14 protein-coding genes are annotated in these 20,099 nt (G+C 42.5%); 8 read left to right on the plus strand and 6 right to left on the minus strand.

The window, feature by feature from the left end; all coding sequences use genetic code 11:
* Positions 1-58 precede the first annotated feature (58 nt).
* From IPJ86_16715 to IPJ86_16730, 4 genes are all read left to right on the plus strand, one after another.
* The gene (locus IPJ86_16715) at positions 59-1,204 is read left to right on the plus strand and encodes a serine hydrolase (protein MBK7888864.1); all 1,146 of its coding nucleotides are present in this window, start codon (positions 59-61) and stop codon (positions 1,202-1,204) included.
* Between the two features lie 255 nt (positions 1,205-1,459).
* Entirely contained in the window at positions 1,460-1,870 is a 411-nt protein-coding gene (locus IPJ86_16720) for a hypothetical protein (protein MBK7888865.1), read from the plus strand.
* Between the two features lie 345 nt (positions 1,871-2,215).
* On the plus strand, positions 2,216-2,953 hold the full coding sequence (locus IPJ86_16725) for a 3'-5' exonuclease (GenBank protein ID MBK7888866.1): 738 nt from the start codon (positions 2,216-2,218) through the stop codon (positions 2,951-2,953).
* Between the two features lie 168 nt (positions 2,954-3,121).
* Positions 3,122-5,935 carry a DNRLRE domain-containing protein gene (locus tag IPJ86_16730; protein ID MBK7888867.1) on the plus strand — a complete coding sequence of 938 codons (2,814 nt, stop codon included), beginning with the start codon at positions 3,122-3,124 and terminating at the stop codon, positions 5,933-5,935.
* A 6-nt stretch (positions 5,936-5,941) separates the two neighbouring features.
* Here IPJ86_16730 and IPJ86_16735 read toward each other — a convergent pair whose 3' ends face one another.
* Positions 5,942-6,298, minus strand: a complete 357-nt coding sequence (locus tag IPJ86_16735; protein ID MBK7888868.1) for a diacylglycerol kinase family protein — start codon at positions 6,296-6,298, stop codon at positions 5,942-5,944.
* Between the two features lie 29 nt (positions 6,299-6,327).
* Positions 6,328-6,894: a MarC family protein gene (locus tag IPJ86_16740; GenBank protein ID MBK7888869.1), complete on the minus strand. Its 567-nt coding sequence runs from the start codon at positions 6,892-6,894 to the stop codon at positions 6,328-6,330.
* Positions 6,895-7,063: 169 nt separating this feature from the next.
* Between IPJ86_16740 and IPJ86_16745 the strand changes: the two genes are divergently transcribed.
* From IPJ86_16745 to IPJ86_16755, 3 genes are all read left to right on the plus strand, one after another.
* Positions 7,064-8,839, plus strand: coding sequence for a T9SS type A sorting domain-containing protein (locus IPJ86_16745; protein MBK7888870.1), 1,776 nt, complete (start codon positions 7,064-7,066; stop codon positions 8,837-8,839).
* A 124-nt stretch (positions 8,840-8,963) separates the two neighbouring features.
* Positions 8,964-9,446 carry a hypothetical protein gene (locus IPJ86_16750; GenBank protein ID MBK7888871.1) on the plus strand — a complete coding sequence of 161 codons (483 nt, stop codon included), beginning with the start codon at positions 8,964-8,966 and terminating at the stop codon, positions 9,444-9,446.
* On the plus strand, positions 9,421-10,620 hold the full coding sequence (locus IPJ86_16755; GenBank protein ID MBK7888872.1) for a T9SS type A sorting domain-containing protein: 1,200 nt from the start codon (positions 9,421-9,423) through the stop codon (positions 10,618-10,620). Before IPJ86_16750 ends, IPJ86_16755 begins: the two co-directional genes overlap by 26 nt.
* A gap of 187 nt (positions 10,621-10,807) precedes the next feature.
* Here IPJ86_16755 and IPJ86_16760 read toward each other — a convergent pair whose 3' ends face one another.
* A complete protein-coding gene (locus tag IPJ86_16760) occupies positions 10,808-11,245 on the minus strand; it encodes an SRPBCC family protein (protein MBK7888873.1) in 438 nt (145 codons plus the stop codon).
* Positions 11,246-11,351: 106 nt separating this feature from the next.
* Between IPJ86_16760 and IPJ86_16765 the strand changes: the two genes are divergently transcribed.
* Positions 11,352-16,472, plus strand: coding sequence for a gliding motility-associated C-terminal domain-containing protein (locus tag IPJ86_16765; GenBank protein ID MBK7888874.1), 5,121 nt, complete (start codon positions 11,352-11,354; stop codon positions 16,470-16,472).
* 501 nt (positions 16,473-16,973) lie between these two features.
* On the opposite strand, the gene IPJ86_16770 is transcribed toward IPJ86_16765, so the two are convergent.
* The 3 genes from IPJ86_16770 to accB all read right to left on the minus strand — a co-directional run bounded on the left by IPJ86_16770 (position 16,974) and on the right by accB (position 19,937).
* A complete protein-coding gene (locus IPJ86_16770) occupies positions 16,974-17,486 on the minus strand; it encodes a YdeI/OmpD-associated family protein (protein ID MBK7888875.1) in 513 nt (170 codons plus the stop codon).
* Positions 17,487-17,748: 262 nt separating this feature from the next.
* Positions 17,749-19,086: an acetyl-CoA carboxylase biotin carboxylase subunit gene (accC, locus tag IPJ86_16775; protein MBK7888876.1), complete on the minus strand. Its 1,338-nt coding sequence runs from the start codon at positions 19,084-19,086 to the stop codon at positions 17,749-17,751.
* Between the two features lie 368 nt (positions 19,087-19,454).
* Complete coding sequence (accB, locus tag IPJ86_16780) at positions 19,455-19,937, minus strand: acetyl-CoA carboxylase biotin carboxyl carrier protein (protein ID MBK7888877.1); 483 nt, start codon at positions 19,935-19,937, stop codon at positions 19,455-19,457.
* Between the last annotated feature and the right edge of the window lie 162 nt (positions 19,938-20,099).

Raw genomic sequence — 20,099 nt, forward strand, 5'->3', positions numbered from 1 at the left:
CACGGATTTGTTTATTGGTAAATAGCTACTTTCGGTTCCAGATTTAAACATTCTGCTTATGAGGAAAATACTCAAATTAATTGGCAAAATTTTCTTGTTTGCTCTAATTGCCTTTAATGTCTGGATATTGGTCAGCGGTCAGACATGGATCTATAAAGCACTTGTATATAATTTTGTTGACATTGACGACAGAGCGATTTTCACCCAACGCCAGGTACCAAACGGCACTCCTCGTCCATGGCCGCTTGCTGCTAATTACAATAAAGTAAAACCCGATACCGCCACTGAAAATGAATTGATACGGGAGCGCAGTGTCGCCTGGCTGGTGATTCATAACGATTCGATTTTGTACGAAGCCTATTGGGAAGGTTTTGGTGATTCAGCTTTATCGAATTCCTTTTCCATGTCGAAGAGTGTGATTGGTGTGCTTACCGGTATAGCATTGAAAGAAGGTGCGATTAAAAATCTTGATCAGCGTGTTAATGAGTTTATTCCCGAATATAAAGACGATAGTAAAGGCAAGTTAACGTTACGTCATCTCATTACCATGTCGGCAGCACTGAGCTGGGATGAAGCCTATTCCAGTTTGTTTAGCGTGACGACCGAGGCCTATTATGGCAAGGATCTGAAAGGATTGATGGATGGTCTCGAAGTAGTGGGTACTCCCGGCAAGGACTATTATTATCAGGGTGGAGCAACACAACTATTGGCGATGGTTATTATGCGTGCAACGGGAAAAAATCTGAGTGAGTATTGCTCCGAAAAACTATGGAAGCCGATAGGAGCCGAGTACCCTGCTGAGTGGACCATCGACCGTGAAGGAGGGATGGAGAAAGCGTCCTGTTGTATCTATTCCAATGCCCGCGATTTTGCGAGGATAGGTGCCCTCTATCTACATCTCGGAAATATGTACGGAAATCAATTGGTAGATACCGCCTTTGTTTTGGAAAGTGTTATGCCCGCACCTTTACTGAATGAAGGCAAACCAAATCTGGAATATGGCTATCAGTGGTGGATATCCGAAGTGGATGGGAATAAGTTCTTTTATTGCCGGGGAATTCTTGGACAGTACATTGTTGCAGTACCTTCAAAAAACATAATCATGGTACGCCTCGGTCATCACCGCAATCAGGCACCGGATAAATCCCTGATTGATCTACCCATTTATGTTCGTGGTGCAATAAAGATGGCTGATCTCAATTGAATACTGCTCCTCATTTGTCGAAAGTAAAATCCGCGCAAATCCCTCCTTGCCAAAAAATCAGCGTATGCCCAAAGGGCATCAGCGTTCTAATAAAGTATTGAACAACCAAAAAATTGCAATGGCAAAGATTATTCATAATTCATTGACAAGTAAGTATTAAGCATTCGATAAATCTATATGTTAAATACCGTTTTTTTGGCCGTATCTTTGCAACAAATATTGTCGAAATTCGTTTCAAAATAAGAGCAGAAAAATATGTTGAGAGATATCCAGCGTGTGGCCGTAGAAGACATCGCCATAGCCGTTGTTCCGAAAGATTTAATTGCTGATGAAGAAGGACCTTTATGGGAAGTCTACATCCTGAATCTCAAAAAATATCCCATCGAAAATGTAATTGTTGCCAGCAAAGGCTATGGTGTTTTTAACGGAGAAGATGTAAAAACTTCTACTTTGCGCCATTATTTAGGTGATATGCCTCCGATGAGTTTCATGCTCATTGAACCTATTCAGGAAAAAGTGTTCGGTTTGAACAATGAGTACTGGCTCAGCTTTTACATCAACCGTGAAATCTTCGATAAGAAATATATCTTCCTCCCGGAGTCCATTAATGAATCTTATTTTACGATGATACCGCTGCTTGAGAAACGGGGAGTCATGATACGATGATAATTTTTGGTTTCATTGAACTGACGGGAAGTGTTAGATTTTATCCTCTATATATTGAATTTAGGGAATTGATGAATTAATGATTGGATGAATTGATGAATGTTTATTAATCTTTCGTTGTGAGGTGGATGGATCATTTTAAAGTTTTTTTTACGCTTAGAGGCAAGCCAATTAAATTAAAAGTGAATTTTTCAAATCGATAGATGCAGAAGCCGGTGGATTCAAAGCACCTGACCGGAAGCCCGCAGCCGGAAGCCGGAAGCCCAATGCATAGTTCTAAATATTTATATCCGTTTAAATTCGACTAATAGATCTTCTCGCAATTATATTTGTAAAAAATGTACAATGTTAAATAACATTCAACTGGAAGATGTTTTATGTCTCGATATTGAGACCGCTCCTCAGTACCCTTCTTATGATGAGGTGCCGCCGGAATTTCAAAAGCTATGGATGCGTAAAGCAGCGAATCTGAAACAGGAAGAAACGGCAGATGAAAACAAGACATATGAAAGGGCCGGCATCTATGCAGAGTTCGGAAAAATAATCTGCATTACCACCGGTTTTTTGTCTCATAAAGATGGGCAACGCATGTTCCGATTAAAGTCATTTTATGGCGATGATGAAAAGGTGTTATTGGAGAATTTTGCGGAGTTGTTGAGACAAATTTCCGAACAAAGGAAAAAGACCGGGCGAGCTCCGATGATTTTATGCGGGCATAATGCCAGGGAATTTGATTTCCCCTATATGTGCCGGCGAATGGTGGTACATGGAATCGAATTTCCTCCCCAACTGGATCTCTACGGGAAAAAACCCTGGGAAGTGCCGCATCTGGATACCATGGAACTCTGGAAATTTGGCGATTATAAAAACTATACTCCGTTAAATTTACTGGCCTATATATTGGGAATTCCTAGTCCGAAGGATGATATCGATGGCTCGCAGGTAGGTACGGTATATTGGAAGGAAAAGGACCTGGAACGCATTGTCACCTATTGCCAGAAGGATGTGGTGACGGTAATGCAGATATTACTTCGTTTGAAAAATGAGGAATTATTGCTTCAGAAGGAGCTCGTTATTGCTTAATTTACCTTTCAAAAAGGAGGTTTTATCAAAAATTCAGATTTTTTTATGGCGGTTATCCATTTTATTTTTACTTTTCCCTACCTAATTCATCCGCAAGGGTGAAACCAAAACTATTATCCAATGCATCAACTTCTTCCAGCCCACACCTTTAAGATTTTTTTGGCATTTATGTTATTGCTAACCGTTCAATTGAAGGCACAGTGGATTCAGGTCTCTCCCAACGCGACGGATTTCTGTACCTCACAAAATGTGACGTATACCAATGGGTTTGTTGACCCCAATTATACCTATGAGTGGTACATTGAAGAGTTCCCTAACTTCGACTTTACAGGTGAACCGGTTGTTACTGGGCCGGGCTTCGGAACATCTTTTAGTATAAGTACCGGAAGTTACAGTTCAGGATGCAGGATTCGATTGAATCAATATGATATGAACGCTAATTTGGTTGGGTCATCTTCTATGCCAATGTTATCCAGCGTGGGCAATGCACTAATTCCGGTATTTAGCAGTTATACAGGTTGTGGGGATTTGCAGGTGCCATCCATCTTCGAACCCTTTTCATTCAGTCCGCAAAGATGGGCGATGTGGTATAAGAACGGCATAGCAACCGGTGTTCAAAGTTACATTTTGCCTGGACCATTGACTGATTCCGCAGTATATGAATTTAAAACGAAGTTGATTTGTGGCGATACGTTAACTACGGGACCTATCCCCATTACGCGACCGTCCAAACCTACTGTTTCCGTACAAGGTTCCACTACCATTTGTCAAGGCGATACGTTGATAATTACAGCAGCAAGCGGGATTACAATTCATAACTGGACAAAGGATAATGTAGTGATTCCGGGTTCTTCCGGATTAACAAGTATTAAAGCGACTCAGGCGGGCAGTTATAGGGTTCAGGGCCGATATTCCAGCGGAGGAGGAACTTATTGTTATTTATTTTCTGATCCTATTGTCATTTCTGTCAACCCGGGGGCATTCATTACTTCACCCATCTATCAGGTGTGTAATGGCGACTCCGTTTTATTGACGTGTACTCCGGCTAACAGTTATGTCTGGAAGAAAAATGGAAATGTGATTGCAGGTGCGAATAGTCAGACATTATGGGTAAAGACCTCCGGTCAGTACAGGGTTCTCACAACAGGACTCGTATGTAATACCAGTCTGATAAAGGATATTACATTTTTTAATAACCCTACTATCACGGTTTCTCCCAATGGAAGTGTTTCACTTTGTTCCGGTGCTGCTGCCACCCTCATTGCATCCGGCTCGAATATTTCCTCTTATCAATGGTATAAAAACGGAACTGCGCTTGCAGGCGGCGTGTTATCAACGTTGACGCCAACAAGCAGTGGTAAGTATAAATGTACAGTTACTAATGTAATCGGTTGTGCAAAATCCTCCTCTAATGTCACTTTTACTGCTCAAACTTCTTCGTCCACCTTACCTGTAAAAACCCTCACACTTAAGCCGTCTTCCGATGGAAGAGACGCTTATATTACTACGGCCTTTGGTTCTTTTGGTACTAATTTCGGATATACCCCATCTATCGAAGTGTCCAATTGGTATAAATACTTCCGGACTGCAGAAAGAGGGTTTCTTGATTTTGATCTTTCTTCAATACCTGCGAATAGTCCGATTATAAGTGCTACATTAAAATTATGGGTAGACACCATTGATACCAAGATATTGGGTTATCCACCGAATTCACTGTACTTTAAAAGATGCATTCAACCCTGGCAGGAAAATACAGTCACCTGGAATCATCAAATTCTTGCAAATGACTATCAGGCTTCAGCAATACCTTGTTCTACGATTCAATCTAAAGCTTATTTAAGTGTAAATGTGGCCAATCAATTGAAGCACTGGTCATATGTTCCCGGTGAGCGATTTGGTTTTATGATGCAGTTTAAAGAAGAAAATCATGCCTTGAGTTGGGCCAGCATCGCTTCTTCTGACAACCCTACCGCTTCACATCATCCTAAATTGACCGTCAAATATTATTATGCCAACATTATTCCAAACGGTCCTATGAATCTCTGTACCGGTGGAAATGTGACCTTTACTACTAACGTTGGTCCCTATACGTATAAATGGTATAAGAATGGTGTTGCGATTGCCGGCGCTAATTCAAATGCCTATACCGCAACTTCTGCGGGTACTTATTTTGTAATGTTGACCGATGCTGCAGGATGTGCAGTGAGCTCTATAGTCAGAACAGTGACGATGAATGCTGCTCCCGTTGTGAATCTGACTCCGTCGGGAGTAATCAATTATTGCTCAGGCGATACGGTTGTGCTCTCCGCTGATAGTTTGCCGGGATATACATTTCAATGGAAGAAAAATAATGTGAACATTGCAGGAGCTACTTTGAGAACATATAAGGTGACCCAATCCGGTACTTTTTCTGTCAAGGTGACCTCTTCCTGTGGACCTTTCTCTGTTGATTCTGTTGTATGCAATAAGAAGTTTAATCCCGCTGCTACAATTACTGCTAATGGTCCGGTTACTTTTTGTCAGGGTCAAACAGTTACTTTAACTGCGAACACCTTCAATGGCGTTACCTATCAATGGCAGAAAAACGGCCTGAACATTAATTATACCACCCCATCATTGACAGTTGGAGCTGCAGGTTCATGGGCTGTACTGGAATCTGCGAACGGGTGTACCAGACTTTCTAATACGATTGTTACGACCATTAATTGCAGAGAAGGATTGGAGGAGGCGCGCGCGATTGATGTGCAGGTTTTTCCTGTTCCTGTAACGACGGAGTCTGTGATAAGACTAGATGGGATAGATAATTTTGAAGAGATAATGTTCGATTTGTACGATATCAGTGGTAAGAAGTGGAGCAGTATTCCCTGTACAGGAGAAGTAACCATTCTGAATGATCAAAGCATCAGCAATGGTATTTATCTGCTGCGTACCATGAAAGGAAAGGAACAATTGTCAGTTACGAAGGTTGTATTTGCGAGATAAATGCGGTTAAAAATAAGCAAACAGCGCTTTTCCGAAAATAATGCATCCAATAATGGCGGCACCTATGGCCGTTAATAAAACAGCTCCTGCAGAGAGGTCTTTGATCTTTTCTGCAAGCTGGTGGTGATCCGGTGAAATAAAGTCTACCAATTTTTCTATGGCAGTATTGAAGGCTTCTGCAACATGCACCATAGTCATGGCCAGAACAAGTAAACACCATTGGATGAAGGATACATCCAGCCACCATCCTGCAAAGATGACCATTACGGTAGCCAAAATGTGAAGAGGTACATTGCCTTCGGAAAGCAAATAAATCCGAATCCCTTTCAGCGCAAACCTGAAACTATGAATTAGTCTGGTCATATGTTGTAACAAGGAGGAGGAACATGAAATTAAAAACCAACATTGGTTCTGAATAATTTTATGGAGATGGCCATGAGTACAATCCCAAATACTTTTCGAATGATACTGATACCTGCTTTGCCCAATAATCGCTCTAACGGTTCCACCAATCGCAATACGAAATATACAATGACCATATTTACAAAAATTCCTATAAGAATCGTTTGTGTGGAATATTGAGATTGTAACGAGATGAGTGTCGTCATGGTACCTGTGCCAGCAATCAACGGGAAAGCGATGGGAACAATAGAGGCGGTTTCCGGCACTTCATCCCTGTAAAGCCGGATACCCAGAATCATCTCCAAAGCCAGGAAGAAAATAACCAGCGAGCCCGCAATGGCGAAGGAGGATACATCGATGCCGATTAATTTCAGAATACTCTCCCCTAAAAACAGAAACAGTACCATAATGACCAAAGAGGCAATTGTGGCCTTTTCCGCATGGATGAACCCTACTCTTTTCCTCGTTTCAATGATGACAGGTAAGGAACCGATGATGTCTATCACCGCAAAGAGGATCATTGTAACAGACAATATTTCTTTCATTGACAGATTCATGCGCAGCCTTTAGTGGAGGCAAAGGTAGGTTTCGTAGTCGAATAAATGACCTGGATCAGTTGATAAATTTATATATTTAATTCTTGTAGATGAAAGGATATTTTTTTACATTTCAGGGTTGAAAACATCTGCATTCAACAGGACCTCTAACCACCAAAAAATAATTGTCATGAAAAAATTTATGTTTCTACTGCTGCTATCGTTAGCAGGAATGTCTGCGTCGGCTCAGTACGGTCATCGTACCTATTACATCGACTCCCTTACCAACGAGTGGTTCAATGACGGTTTGATCACTGATCAGTTTCTCGCCGGCGGGTTGCCCGTTTATGTTGCTTGTGGTAAGGCGAAATCTATTGTAGCAGGTGCCACCGAAAGATCGCGCTTTATGCGTGCACGGTTTTCCGGTACTACACAGCAAAACAGGTTGTATTATATATTTAAAAATGGAGCGGAATTGCCCTCCAGGTTAAACAGTATTTGTGAATCAGGGAATTCTTTTGTGATGTCAGGATCCGCTAATTCCAGCAATGCCTCAACCCCGGGAGGTGGAGATATTATGGTCATGAAAACAAGTGCATCAGGTATTCCAAGTAGTTTGTGGAAAGTAGATCTCAATAATGGTTTTGATGAAGCGCTCTGTACACGTCGCTCGAAGTATAAGGCCAGCAATTATTTTACCTGCGGCTATAGTTCAACACCCAATGTTTCCAGTGCCTTTCTGATGAAACACAATAGTACCATGAGCACTATTTCATGGGTCAGGAAGTTCAATATTCCTTGCGGATCCTTAACAGTGGGGAATGCGGAAGCGACTTCGGTAATCGATGATGGAACTACCGGAAGTGTCGTCGTTATAGGGAATATTAAAACAAATGTGGTTCCCGTGAATTGTCAATCTGCTTTTATTGCGAAGTTCAATGCCGGTGGTGTGTTGCAATGGTTCAGGACAATCGGAGCCGCCAATACCACTGCAGTGAGCTTACAGAGTATTCGGGAAACAGATGTAAATGGAGAATATGTCATTACGGGTAGTGTAGGGCTTTCCGGATCGGGAGACAGGGTATTGCTCATGCGCGTCAATACCAATGGAGCAGTATCGGTGATTGTTTTTGCACGTGGTCTGCTCTCCGCGGGTCCTTCACCTAATTTCCCGGTTTCGGCACAGAATGGATATGATGTGGTGACAAGAAAAGATTCTAATGTAGTAGAATATTACGTAGCGGGTTCCACAGGGTATACTTTCGGGCAAACGGATGGTATGTTGTTAAAGACGAATGGAGCCGGTATACCGCTTGCACTCCGTTTGTACATGGGCAATGGAAGTGAAGCACTGTATGCTATAGATCAAACTAATCAGTACGGTACTCCCGGAGACGGTATTGCAGCATTTGGACGTTATGACAGAACTTTTGCTTCCGGAATTGCTCCTGCAAACAGAAGCTGGTTGGCGAAAAGCTATTTTAATCTGGTGACCGGTTGTAACGAAATTCCTGATAATCCAACTTCTGTAACACTGAACATCAGTTTCACGACGTTTACTCCTTCCTTTACTACCACGTTTACTAAGGATAGCCTGCAATGGCAATATGGAAATGCTCTTTCGAATGTCGTTTGCTGGGCGACAAGTGTGGCTGGGGGTTCTAATTTGAGAAGGGGTGCTGAGGAGAATGCAGGGGTTTCTTCAGATGATCTTTCCGTGTCGGTCTATCCGAATCCGGTTGCAGGAAATTCCCTGCAATTGCACCTTGTTTCTACTATGGAAGATCTGGTTACGGTGCGAATCATAGATGCAATGGGAAGGTTGATGGATGAGCATAGTTTACTGGTTCAGGAGGGCGATAACGAAGCCGGGATTGACATCACTGAGATGCGGAGTGGTGTTTGCATCGTTCAGGTCATTACTTCGACCGGAAAGTCGAAAAATATCCGTGTGGTGAAGCAATAAGCAGTAGATTACTATAAAACCCGTCAGATGGTTACTTTCTGACGGGTTTTTTCATGTTCCTTGCAAATGAAAAGGAAAATACCAGTACTTTCACCTTTACATTTGAATCCAAACCAAAACAACCATGAAAAAAATTAACTTATTATTGATGATATTATTTTCATCAATATCCCTGCAAGCCCAGTACGGCAACAGGTGTTACTACGCTGATTCCGCCAGTAATGAAACATTCAATGACGGAATCATTACGAATTTTGTTCTTACGAACGGTACGCCTGTGTATGCAGGAACCGGCCGAACGATCACTGCACCACCATCCAACTTTGAAAGAGCGCGTTTTGTCAAGACCCGCTTAGCTGGAACTGTGCAGAATAACCGAAAGTATTTTATTTTTAAAAATGGAATTGAGCTCGCTGCGCGGATGAATTCCATTGGTGAAGGCACGAGTTACTTTATGATGTCTGGTGCAACAACAGGTGCTGCATCCTCTCCGGTACCCGGTGGTGCCGATATTTTACTGATGAAAGCATCTGCTGCCGGCGTACCTTCTCATCTGTTTAAAATTGACCTGAATTCCGGATATGATGAAGTGGGTACGTACTTTTAACCTGAAATGTTTGAATGGACAAAACGGTAATGCAGAAGCCACTGCAGTGATTGATGATTCCGCCAGCAATACTGTAGTGATTGTCGGGAATGTTAAACCTGTAACAGGGGGTGCCACTTGTCAGAGAGCATTTATTGCCAAATTTAATGCTTCAGGTACACCGATATGGGTGCATTTTGTTAGTTCAGCCAATGCAACTGATCTTGATTTCCAGTCTATAAAAGAAACAGGTGTTGCTCAGCAGTATGTAATTACCGGTAGCCTCGGACTTCCCGGCCTGAACAGAAGAGTGCTATTGTACGTTGTGAATACTTCCGGTGCTGCTCCGGTCACTGTGTTGGCAAGAGGATTGTTTTCAACCGGACCTACGCCAAATTATCCTGTCGCGAATCAATATGGCTATGATGTGGTGACTCGAAATGAGCCGACTAAGAAAGAGTATTTTATCTGTGGCGCAAATCAATATACAACCGGACAAACCGATGGTATAATTTTTAGGACTGACATTAACGGTACACCACTTGGTCAAAAGATATATAATGGTGTAGGTAAGGAGCAATTTAATGCGATTGATTTTGTAAGCAACGCGGGTGCAGCAGGAAATGGTATTGCTGCATTTGGAAACAATGTGAGGATATTAGGTCCGGGGATTCCTACAAGGAGTCTGGCCTGGTTGATGAAGACTTATTTTAACCTTGTCTCGGGATGCAACGAGGTGTCGGATAATCCGCAATCCTTAACCTTAAGTTTACAGTATACTTCACAAGCAATAACGACTGTAAAAACCTTTACAAAGGATAGCCTTACCAGTCAGAATTCAACAGTCTTGGATAATAAAATTTGCTGGGCAACTACTATTGCAAGCGGATCAAATACGCGTGTAGAAGGATCAGCGGAAACTGATGAAGCGGGTAGTTCAGTAGACTTGAGTTTTTATCCTAATCCGGTGGCTGCTGATCAGGCTACGTTGGTTGTTAATTCCATGGTGGAGGGAAATGTTTCGATTAAACTTTTTGATGCTACCGGAAAATTGAGCGATGAATTTACATACTACGTAACTGAAGGTAAAAATGAAATTCAAATGGATGTGGCTGATTTGATTTCCGGAATATTTCTGCTTCAGGTTTCTGATGGAAAAGGAGAAACTAAAACTATTCGATTGATGAAATTGTAATTTAAAATTGATGCAATTCCGCAATAGAAATTTACTACTATTGCGGAATTGCATTTTTTATAACGTAAGTTATTGTTTCCACCATGAGGTGTAGTACTCCGTCCGAATGTTTCAACGTGAGCTTTTGATTTTTCTGCTGTTCTTGCTTTACCATACAGGAAAAATTGAAATGTTCAGATGAAATATTTTATCCTTCCTCCTCTGCAAATTTCTTAAACCGTTCCAGATACCCTTGCGAGGTTTTTATGAATGCTCCCTTCATGAGAAAACCGAAGACACGCATGACACCTTTAAAATGAAAAGTGCTTTCGGTCAAGTATTTCGTCTTGTCAGGACCCAGTGGGATAAATTTATTTTTTACTTCATTGTAAACATTTTTCATTTCGTAGGTGCCGGAAAATTCATCGGGAAGTTGGCGAACAGTTACCGTCTCCGTCATTTCCATCATTCTTTTTCCCATTTGGAATTTGAGTTTTGCCACGGCGCCCGGCTGACCCGGAATACCACTCACCGGTTCAAAACTGATCAGTCCGGGCATCCATTTCTTCAGATTCTCCGGATTGTCAAAAAGGAGAATTACTTTTTCCCTTGGTAAATTGATTTCAATTTCATTGGAATAGGTCATTATATAAGGTTTTTTTGTCGTTTTTTTATAAAATTTCATGTAAAAATGAGCATTTTGAAATTCATTTTAAAATATTTTCTAATTTAAGAGTCTCAAAACACACGCCTTGACTATCCGCATCCACCTCCTCTTATCCTTTCTTCTATCCGGCTTCCTGGCTCTCGGGCATGGAAGTGAAGAAAGATCGTCCATTGAGTTCAAAGAAAATAAGGGCCAATGGCATCCCAATGTCCGGTACCGGGCCGACCTCCCCGGTGCTACCTTCTATCTGGAAGAAAAGGGCTTCACGTATTCTTTGTTTAATCCTGAACGCTTTAATGAAATTCATGAGGTTGAACATGAATACAGTCCTGAAAAGGCCCGAAAAGAAATTATTCATTTTCATGCATTGAAAGTAAAATTCCTGAACGCTGAGGAAAATAACGCGAATGGAAGTGAGCCATTGTCAGGATATAGCAATTATATTATCGGTAACAATCCCTCCGGTTGGGCCTCCCGGGTAATGGGGTATAGGCATGTCCGTTATAGTTCTTTGTATCCGGGTATTGATCTTGAAGTATATACTGAAGAGAACAATGCGAAGTATGATTTTATTGTTAAGCCCGGCTCCGATTATAGGCAGATTCGTATGCAGTACGATGGAGCAGATGGAATTCAAATACGGAAGGACGGAGCACTTATCGTTAAAACTTCTGTTTTTGATTTTACGGAGTTGCGTCCTTTTGCCTATCAGCTGATAAATGGAGAGAAGAAATCCGTGGCTTGCGATTTCAGGAAGGAAGGAAATGTGATTTCATTTAAAGTCGGTAAGTACGATCAGTCGCAGGAACTTGTTATTGATCCCGTCGTTGTCGCCTCAACCTACTCCGGATCGAATCAAACTACCTATGGTCATAGCGCTGCTTATGATGATTTGGGAAATATTATTACAGGTGGGAGATGCTTTGGCGTTGGTTATCCCATCACTCCCGGAGCTTTTGATGCAACTTTCGGAGGAAATGTAGATATCGCTATCACGAAACTAAATCCAACGGGTAGTGCCAGAATTTATTCCACCTATATAGGCGGAACTTCGGATGAGTATGTTCACAGTATGTTTTCATTGGCAAATAATGATCTTCTTATTTATGGATCCTGTTCTTCGTCCGACTATCCTGTTACTCCCGGTTGCTATGATGCAACGCAGAATGGCTCTTATGATATCATTGTTACTCGTCTCAACAGCACAGGTTCAGCATTAGTGGGGTCAACTTATATCGGCGGCTCCGGAAATGACGGGCAAAATGCGATCCCTTATAATTATGGTGATACGTACAGAGGGGAAATTATTGCAGATGCTTTGGGAACGGTATATATCGCGAGTTTTACCTCTTCCAATAATTTTCCGGCTACAGCGGGGGTCTTCGATGCCACTGCCAATGGAGCGCAGGATGGAGTTATCATTCGCCTGAATCCTTCGTTTGCTACACTCGACTGGGCTACCTATGTGGGAGGTTCGGGAGATGATGCCGCTTTGGGATTGAAATTGGATGGCTCCGGTTTTGGTTTATATATTGCCGGTGCTACTTCAAATGTTAACTTTCCGACGCAGGGTGGCGCAATTCATCCGGCATTTCTGGGAGGAGGTATGGATGGATGGGTGATGTATCTGGCATCAAATGGTATTTTTACACTGGCTTCTTCCTATATCGGAACTTCCGGGTATGATCAGGCCTATTTTCTGCAATTGGATGCCGCTAACAGTGTTTACCTATATGGTATTACTGAGGGAAATATTCCTATCACACCGGGTTGTTATGGCGTGAATAGCGGAAATATTTTTATCATGAAGTTTCCGTTTAACTTCGGTTCGGTCATTTATCAGACTTGCCTTGGCAGTGCAACCGCCTCTAATTTCTCACCTACTGCATTTCTTGTTGATAATTGTAATAAAGTTTACATCAGTGGTTATGGCGGTGTGGCGGGTTTTGCTACTACTCCCAATGCCATTCCGAGTTCAGGTTCTTTCTATGAAGCAGTAATTGATCAGAATGCCACATCACTTGTGTTTGCTACCTATTATGGATCTCCGGGTGATCATGTGGATGGTGGGACCAGCCGTTTCGATAGCCGTGGTATGATTTATCAGGGCGTTTGCACCGGTTCAAATACCTTTCCTACTCTTCCGGGTTCAGTAGCTACCATCAAAGGTGCAGGCGCCAGTTGGGATATTGCCGTCTTTAAAATTGATATGCAATTGGTAGATGTTACCGCGGCAGTGACAGCTAATCCTGCTACTTCAGGATGCGTTCCCTTCACAGTGAATTTTACCAATCAAAGTGTTAGCGGGACAACGGGAATGATTTATTCCTGGGATTTCGGTGATGGAGCAACGTTAGATAGTACTAAGAACCCTTCACATACCTATACCACACCCGGCGTATACGATGCCTGTATGGTGGTCTTTGATTCGCTGACCTGTAATCTTCGGGATACCATTTGTGTTCAAATCACAGTGCTTGCCGGTCCTATAGATCCCTTCCCGCAAGATACACTCCTTTGTCCCGGAACTAATATCACTTTAGATGCCTTGAATCCGGGTGCGACCTATGCATGGAGCACAGGTGCAGCTACGCAAACGATTAATATCAGTACAACCGGATTGTATTATGTTGACATCAGCTATACAGGTTGTAGCCGCAGAGATAGTATCAATGTCAATACGCTGAGTTCTATTTCTATTGGTCCTGACCTTACCGTGTGTGATACAGCTACTATTTTGCTGGATCCCGGAGTAGGAGGGGCTACTTATTTATGGTCAACCACTGCCACCACGCAAACGATAAATGTTACCGCGAGCGGAAGTTATTGGGTGCAGGTCAGCAGTGCCGGATGTCAGTTGCGCGATACGATGGTGGCTAACGTGTATGCCATACCGCAAGTGAATCTGGGAAGCGATACTACCTTGTGTCCCGGGAATGTGTTGGTGCTGAATGCAGGAAATCCCGGAGCTACCTTTAACTGGTCAAATAGTACGTCTGCACAAACCTTAAACGTTTCTTCGGCCGGTACGTATTGGGTGCAGGTGGAAAATAATATTTGTCTGAGTAGAGATTCCATTGTCGTTGCCTATTCGCAGCCGCTATCCTCCTCCAACGACACTTCATTATGTCTCGGTCAGACGTTTACTATTCAGGCCACCGGAACAGGAACCTTGCTTTGGTCCGATGGTTCTTCAGCAACTTCACTTGTTGTCAGTACCACGGGAACCTATTGGGTAGAATCCAATGATAACGGCTGTGTTCAACGGGATACTACTATCGTCACCTTTGCAGCATTGCCTTCCGTTAATTTTGGTGCGGATGATGTACTTTGTCCCGGAGATACTATTGTACTGAATGCGTTCAATACAGGAGCTTCCTATACCTGGAACACCGGCGCTACCACCTCTCAGTTGGAAGTGACCACTGCAGGTACATTTATTGTGCAGGCCATGGTGGGAAGTTGCAGTTCAGGCGATACAATTATTATAACCACAGAGCCGGAATTAATCCTGATGCCTGATACCAATTTATGCGAACCGGAAACCATTTCGATTTCGACGGGCCTCGCCGGAAGTTATCTCTGGTCGACGGGCAGTACCCTTTCGGCTATCAATGTCACCCAAACTGGTAATTATGTGCTAACACTGACCACCTTAAATTGTGTGCAAAGAGATACTGTGGTCGTTAACGTACAGGCCTTGCCGATAGTTGACTTTGGGAATGATACCACATTATGCCCGGGTGCATCTTTGTTATTGGATGCTACCAATGCAGGAGCAGTGTATGCCTGGCAGGATGGAAGTACTCTTCCTGATTTTACTGTATTGAGCAGTGGATTGTATTACGCGGATGTCTCTATTGGTCGTTGTGCCGATGTTGATAGTATTACTGTAGATTTTATCCCGCAGTTGACATCCTTGCCGGATTCCAATCTCTGTGAACCGGAGACCATCACCCTGAGCGCCGGAATTAATGGTTCTTATAATTGGTCGACAGGCAGTACTGCAGCCTCGATCACCGTTGGTCAGACCGGTTCGTATATACTTACCGTTACAAACAGCAATTGTATTCAGAGAGATACCATTCAAATTAATGTCAGTGCCTTACCTCTTGTTGATTTTGGCGGTGATACCACACTTTGTCCTGCTGAGATTTTGGTCTTGGATGCCACCAATGCCGGAGCTACCTACAGTTGGCAGGATGGAAGTATAAATCCGGTATTTACGATTAACGGAGCCGGTACGTATTGGGTGAATGTTTCTTATGGCCGTTGTTTGAGCAGGGATACCTTAGTGGTAGATTATGAACCCTTGCTTGATCTCGGTCCCGATACTTCCATTTGTGCGGATCTGAGCTTCTCGCTATCTTCTCCTATTAGTGGATTATCTTATGTCTGGTCGACCGGTGCTACTACTGCTGCCATAAATATTACGCAAGACGGAAATTACGCATTAACGGTTACAACAGCGAATTGTGTTCAAAGTGACGCTGTTCAACTAACGGTGCTGGAGATACCCGAAGTGGATCTTGGTCCGGATACAGTACTTTGTGAAGGAGAAAATATCACCCTTGATGCCGGGAATCCGGGTGCAAGCTATACCTGGTCACAGGGAAGCGGAGGACAAACCTTATTTGTTACTTCTACGGCTACCTATAGTGTTCTGGTTGATGATGGCTTCTGTGTAGGCTCGGATACTGTGAAAGTCACCGTGGCGGAATTTGATAATCTGCAATCCACCATTTCTATCTGTAATGAATTTGAAGTGATACTACAGGCACAGAAAGGTGGTACCAACTTCCTTTGGTCAACAGGTGCCACCACTAACGCTATAACGGTTGCGGATACGGGTATTTATTGGGTAGAGACGAAGATAGGTCGCTGCTCAGTCAGAGATACCATAACAGTAGAAGGTGCGCCGGGATATAGTCAGGTTTATTTACCGCTGGCTTTCACACCCAATGGAGACGGAAAGAACGATGCTTTCTTTGGATTAGGAGAACGTTTGGATGTTTACAGTCTGCGCATTTACAACCGCTGGGGACAGGAAGTTTTTGAAACCAACGATGCTTCCAAAGGATGGGATGGCAAATTCGACGGACAGGAAGCCCCTTCAGATCTCTACGTGTATAAAGTAAATTATCTCACTCCCTGCTCACAAAACCGCACTACGGAGAAAATGGGTACGGTGATGCTGATGCGATGAGATACGTGGATATACTTTGCGGTACGTAGATATACTTTGCGGTACGTGGATATACTTTGCGGTACGTGGATATACTTTGCGGTACGTGGATATACTTTGCGATACGTGGATATATTTTGCGATACGTGGATATATTTTTAGGTACGATGATATACTTTTAGGTACGTTGATATACTTTTAGGTACGTTGATATACTTTTAGGTACGTTGATATACTTTGCGATACGTGTATATATTTTTAGGTACGTTGGATATACTATACGATACGTTGATATACCTTTATGTACGCGGATATACTTTGATGGTGGTTGATGTGTAATGGTGAAGTTGGTATGTTATATTTACTTTAAGATTGAAGAGAATTCTCGTAACTTTCTTCCTTTCGTATATTCGAGCTTTCGTATATTCGAGCTTTCGTGCTTTCGTATATTCGTATTTCGTATATTCGTGAATCTTTCGTATTTCGTAACCCCCCTCTAACAAATATTATTCTCCGACAAATTTAATTCCCATAAAAGATTGCACGCATCGTTTCCTTCCCCTCCTTCAATGCTTTTAAATTATTAATCAGTTTCAGCGCGCGGTCAATACGTAGTTGAGAAGATTTTACACCACTTACAAAATAGATAATGTTTCGTTGCTTGCCGGGGCTGAGTTTTAAAAAACGGGCTTCTCCTTCCGGATCCTGTTTTAATAATTCTTCGAGTTCTTCAGGGACTTCCATACCAAATGTACTCGTGTCCGGCTCCAGAACAACATCAATCATGGATCCTATCTTTAACTGTAAATCAGTCATTCTTTTTTTATTGATGCTGATATAGGCCCTGCCTTCGCTCAATGCCATTAGTCCGCAGGAGTAGCGCACTTTTTCGTTGATGCTGCAATACAATCGTTGTTTATTTAATCCGCCGAGTTTCTTGACAATATGCGAAGGGACTTCTACGTAATGCATACCCAATAAATAATCGAGCTTACCCACACGCGTTGAAAAAGAAATTTTCTTAAAAGATGACATTTTTACTTCGGCTAGAAACTATCGTTGAACACGGATAAAACGGATCAATAGGATTTACGCTGAATTGATTTATTGCCCATTCGTACTAGTTCGTACGATAAGTATTCATTTGCAACTTTCCCTTTAATCGCGCTCTTCGCACTTTTAATACTCTATGCACTCTATGCACTCTTAGCACTCTTCGTCATCTTCTCGATCTTCGTACTCTCCGTGCATTCGTATTTCGTATTTTCGGGAATATTCGCAGTTCGTATTATTCTCCCTATCGTATTTTAAATGACTCCATGAATTTGGTCGTATAATTCCCTTTTCTGAAATCTTCATTCTGCAACAACTGCTGATGAAAAGGAATGGTTGTCTTTACACCTTCAATTACGAATTCGCTCAATGCACGCTCCATCGTTTGCATTGCCTCTTCCCGTGTTTGTGCCACGGTAATCAATTTAGCAATCATGGAATCGTAATAGGGCGGAATGGTATAACCGGCATAGATATGAGAGTCGACGCGCACACCATGTCCGCCGGGTTGATGTAATACAGTTATTTTACCCGGACTTGGACGAAAATCATTGTATGGATCTTCAGCATTAATACGGCATTCGATGGCATGCATGGTAGGGAAATGATTTTTGCCACTGATAGGTACACCTGCTGCAATTTTTATTTGCTCTTTGATCAGATCATAATTGATGACTTCTTCCGTTACCGGATGTTCTACCTGGATACGGGTATTCATCTCCATGAAATAAAAATTCTTGTGCTTGTCAACGAGGAATTCGATAGTACCTACCCCTTCGTAATTGCTGGCAAGTGTAGCTTTGATGGCAGCTTCTCCCATTTGCTCACGCAGCTTCTCGGTCATAAATGGACTAGGCGTTTCTTCCAGCAATTTCTGGTGACGTCGTTGAATAGAGCAGTCGCGTTCACTCAAATGACAAGCCTTGCCATATTGATCGCCTGCAACCTGTATTTCAATATGGCGGGGTTCCTCAATGTATTTCTCCATGTACAGACCATCGTTGCCGAAAGCAGCCGCCGCTTCCGTCTGTGCATTTTCAAAAGCTTTTTGCAACTCATCTTCTTTCCACACAATACGCATTCCCTTTCCGCCACCTCCTGCTGTTGCTTTTACGATAACGGGATAGCCCATCTCCTTCGCTACCTTCTTCCCATGTTCCACATTCTCCAGCAATCCATCGGAACCCGGAATAGTAGGCACACCGGCCTTCTTCATGGTATCCTTCGCATTGGCTTTATCACCCATTGCATCGATTTGCTCAGGAGTAGCACCAATAAATTTAATCCCATGCTTTGAACAGATGGCGGAGAACCTCGAGTTCTCACTCAGGAAACCATATCCGGGATGAATAGCGTCAGCATTGGTAATCTCTGCTGCAGCAATTATGCGGGGAATATTAAGATAAGAGTCACGGCTCGGTGGTGGTCCGATGCATACAGCTTCATCTGCAAAGCGAACATGAAGACTTTCTTTGTCCGCTGTTGAATAAGAGGCCACAGTACGTATCCCCATCTCTTTGCATGTACGAATAATGCGAAGTGCAATTTCGCCCCTATTGGCAATCAGTATTTTTTTAAACATATATTCTATTTAGTCATGACCTCACACATGAGAGGCAGAATTTTCATATCGCGTATAGTTTATGATTCTAAATCCAGGAATTCGAAATCTTGCTGAATCCTTCAACAATTTTTCCAAACCCTATACTCAAACTTCAAACCCTATTCTCAAACTTTAAACTTTAAACTTTAAACTTTAAACTTCAAACTTTAAACCTGTCTCGTCGGCACAAGGCTGGATACCTATCGGCCCGCTAGCAATCGGGCTGCAGAGGTCATCTCGTGTAACACGAAACAAGAATTAATCGCCCGTAGTCACCTGGTGAGTGAAACTTTAAACTTTAAACTTTAAACCTTAAACCTTAAACTTTAAACCTTAAACCTTAAACTTCAACTCGGATCAACAAGAAACAATGGCGTATCATATTCCACCGGTTTTGAATTATCAACGAGTACTTTGACAATTCTTCCTGACACTTCCGATTCGATTTCATTGAACAACTTCATGGCTTCAATGATACAAAGCACTTGTCCTTGTTTAATTTCATCCCCAACATTTGCTAAAACAGGCTTGTCGGGCCCGGATGAACGGTAGAAAGTACCGATCATCGGACTTTTAATAGTGATGTATTTAGCATCATCGGTAGTAGATGTAGGCGGTGGTGTTGTACCTGCGGGGGCCGGGGAAGGAGTACTTGCGACTGGTGCCGCGGCTGCCATAACAACCGGAGGAGCTATCGTTTGTACAATTTGTTCCACCTTAGGCGGACTGTTTTTAATAGTGATCTTAAAGTCTTTCAGTTCGAGGTTCACTTCACTGACTCCGGCCTTGGCTACAAACTTGATAAGTTCTTCGATTTCCTTTTTGTTCATAAGGATGTTTATTTTGAATCGATAAAAATAGAAGAAATCTTCAGAAATCAAGAAATATATCCTCATTTCTTTAAAAAATGAGCATTTTTAAGGGTTTTTGACTGATTTTAAGCGATTTTAAATGAATGGAAAAATCTTATTCCGGGTTCCGCTTTGTCGAAG

It is taken from the genome of Bacteroidota bacterium, assembly GCA_016713925.1.
Lineage (GTDB): Bacteria > Bacteroidota > Bacteroidia > AKYH767-A > OLB10 > JAJTFW01.

Bases quoted from the DNA above. Each gene is read 5' to 3' on its own strand.
- IPJ86_16715 (MBK7888864.1), top strand. From the start codon at position 59: ATGAGGAAAATACTCAAATTAATTGGCAAAATTTTCTTGTTTGCTCTA.
- IPJ86_16720 (MBK7888865.1), top strand. From the start codon at position 1,460: ATGTTGAGAGATATCCAGCGTGTGGCCGTAGAAGACATCGCCATAGCC.
- IPJ86_16725 (MBK7888866.1), top strand. From the start codon at position 2,216: ATGTTAAATAACATTCAACTGGAAGATGTTTTATGTCTCGATATTGAG.
- IPJ86_16730 (MBK7888867.1), top strand. From the start codon at position 3,122: ATGTTATTGCTAACCGTTCAATTGAAGGCACAGTGGATTCAGGTCTCT.
- IPJ86_16735 (MBK7888868.1), bottom strand. From the start codon at position 6,298: ATGACCAGACTAATTCATAGTTTCAGGTTTGCGCTGAAAGGGATTCGG.
- IPJ86_16740 (MBK7888869.1), bottom strand. From the start codon at position 6,894: ATGAATCTGTCAATGAAAGAAATATTGTCTGTTACAATGATCCTCTTT.
- IPJ86_16745 (MBK7888870.1), top strand. From the start codon at position 7,064: ATGAAAAAATTTATGTTTCTACTGCTGCTATCGTTAGCAGGAATGTCT.
- IPJ86_16750 (MBK7888871.1), top strand. From the start codon at position 8,964: ATGAAAAAAATTAACTTATTATTGATGATATTATTTTCATCAATATCC.
- IPJ86_16755 (MBK7888872.1), top strand. From the start codon at position 9,421: ATGATGAAGTGGGTACGTACTTTTAACCTGAAATGTTTGAATGGACAA.
- IPJ86_16760 (MBK7888873.1), bottom strand. From the start codon at position 11,245: ATGACCTATTCCAATGAAATTGAAATCAATTTACCAAGGGAAAAAGTA.
- IPJ86_16770 (MBK7888875.1), bottom strand. From the start codon at position 17,486: ATGTCATCTTTTAAGAAAATTTCTTTTTCAACGCGTGTGGGTAAGCTC.
- accC (MBK7888876.1), bottom strand. From the start codon at position 19,086: ATGTTTAAAAAAATACTGATTGCCAATAGGGGCGAAATTGCACTTCGC.
- accB (MBK7888877.1), bottom strand. From the start codon at position 19,937: ATGAACAAAAAGGAAATCGAAGAACTTATCAAGTTTGTAGCCAAGGCC.